The organism is Bartonella sp. AA1HLJMS (genome assembly GCF_042197445.1).
GTDB lineage: Bacteria > Pseudomonadota > Alphaproteobacteria > Rhizobiales > Rhizobiaceae > Bartonella.
Window position 1 is genome coordinate 1 of sequence record NZ_JBHIRW010000143.1, and the last position, 1,839, is coordinate 1,839.

Consider the following 1,839-nt stretch of genomic DNA (forward strand, 5'->3'; position numbering starts at 1 on the left):
GCCAACCAATCAAAAATACTTTAGCAGAAACCTATTTACGTATGCGGGGTATTACATGTGATTTGCCTGCTGATTTACGCTTTCATAGCAAATGTCCACACCCTTTAGGGATTACACTGCCCGCGTTGGTTGCTCTTGTTAAGGGTGCTGGCTCCTTTCCCATTCATAGAACCTTTTTACAAGCCAATGGCTGCAAAACAGATCAAAAACCAGCCAAAGCCATGTTGGGGTCTGTCATGGGCGGTGCTGTGCATTTAAGCCAAGACAATCCCAAACATCTGGTCATTTGTGAGGGCATTGAAACCGGTCTGGCTCTGCTGTCTGGGTTGTTATCAGAGCCCGTTGATTTATGGGCGTCCCTTTCAACCCTATGAAAATGCAAAATAGATATAAAATATCTATTTTAACAGTAGCTATTGAAGAAACAGTAAAAATACATTACATTAGAACTATTTTGTAACACATTAAGTGGTCGTAAAATGGCTGAGACAACATTTACTTTTCGCGTCGATGATGTATTAAAAAGTGAATTTTCCAAAGCAGCAAAGGCGTGTGATAGATCTGGTGCACAATTATTGCGCGATTATATGCGCGATATCGTAAAAGAACAAAAAGAAAAAAGTGCATACGATTTATGGTTTCGGGAACAAGTTCAATTAGGGATAAACTCTGCTAATGCAGGTGATATAATATCTTCTGAAGAAATCGAAGCAGAAGCAAAGGAATGGCGCCTAAAAACACAAAGTAAACTAGATAGATCAACTTTATGAAGCTAATTTGGACACAAGTAGCACACGTTGACCGCAAAAAGATCCGTGAATACATATCACAAGATAATCCTTCTGCTGCCTTAAAATTTGATCAACTTTTATCTGAAAAAGTAGAAAAACTTGTTAAATTTCCTACTCTTGGTCGTTTAGGACGAATTGTAAATACACGTGAACTTATTGTACATCCAAATTATATCATGATTTATGATATTTCAAATGGCGTTGTGCGTATTTTACGTGTGCTTCATACAAAGCAAAAATTTCCTTAATCAACTGTATTTTTATTTATTTGCTAATTGAAGCAAATTATTTTCTACAATACTGCGCTCCGTATCAGTAAGTAATGATAGATTACTATTTTTATAATATTGCGAATATGATTGCATAATTACTTTGCACACCGCTTAGTTTCTACTCGTAAAAATAATGATGATACTCTTGGTAAATAACGTTTTATTGTCAATGATGTGACCGTTGAAAAGCTTGGGGAACTCTTAAAAGAAAACCCCCGTGGTCTCTTAATGGTTCGTGATGAATTATCTGTTTTTTAGCCAATCTGGAACGAAGAGAATATCAAACAGACCGTGCCTTTTATTTAACAGCTTTTAATGGAGATGATCAATTTACCTATGACCGTATCGAGCGTGGAACCATTTTTATCCCTTATGTCACTTTATCCATGATTGGAGGCATTCAACCTTCACGCATTATTCCGCTCATTCAAGCAATACACCGTGGAATAAACGATGATGGTTTATTGCAACGCTTTCAAATGATTGTCTGGCCCGATGACAATAAAGAGTGGCAATTGGTTGATAAACCGCCCAATCAAGAGGGGTGGCAAAAGTATGAAGGAGTTTTTCGCTCTTTTCGTGATAAACGCTTAGGGTCTCCCGAACAACCACTGATTATGCGTTTTTCTCCTAAAGCACAAGTGAAGTTTTATGAATGGTTCGAGCATCTTCATAAAGAGGCAAAAGGAGGTACGCATTCAGAAAGCTTACAATCGCATCTTTTAAAAATGCCAAAGACCATAGCAAGCCTTGCGTTGATTTTTGAACTTCTTGAC

2 protein-coding genes and 2 pseudogenes are annotated in these 1,839 nt (G+C 37.5%); all 4 read left to right on the top strand.

Annotated elements, in window-relative coordinates:
* Positions 1-374, top strand: a pseudogene (locus ACFIQE_RS09995) (virulence-associated protein E); the annotation flags it as partial.
* Between the two features lie 105 nt (positions 375-479).
* Positions 480-770 (top strand): CopG family ribbon-helix-helix protein, encoded by a 291-nt coding sequence (locus ACFIQE_RS10000; RefSeq protein WP_375707663.1) that lies wholly within the window; start codon positions 480-482, stop codon positions 768-770.
* Positions 767-1,039, top strand: a complete 273-nt coding sequence (locus ACFIQE_RS10005; protein WP_208438787.1) for a type II toxin-antitoxin system RelE/ParE family toxin — start codon at positions 767-769, stop codon at positions 1,037-1,039. Before ACFIQE_RS10000 ends, ACFIQE_RS10005 begins: the two co-directional genes overlap by 4 nt.
* A 180-nt stretch (positions 1,040-1,219) precedes the next feature.
* Positions 1,220-1,839, top strand: a pseudogene (locus ACFIQE_RS10010) (DUF3987 domain-containing protein); the annotation flags it as partial.

Coding starts and splice junctions, on each gene's coding strand:
- ACFIQE_RS10000 (WP_375707663.1), top strand. CDS start 480: ATGGCTGAGACAACATTTACTTTTCGCGTCGATGATGTATTAAAAAGT.
- ACFIQE_RS10005 (WP_208438787.1), top strand. CDS start 767: ATGAAGCTAATTTGGACACAAGTAGCACACGTTGACCGCAAAAAGATC.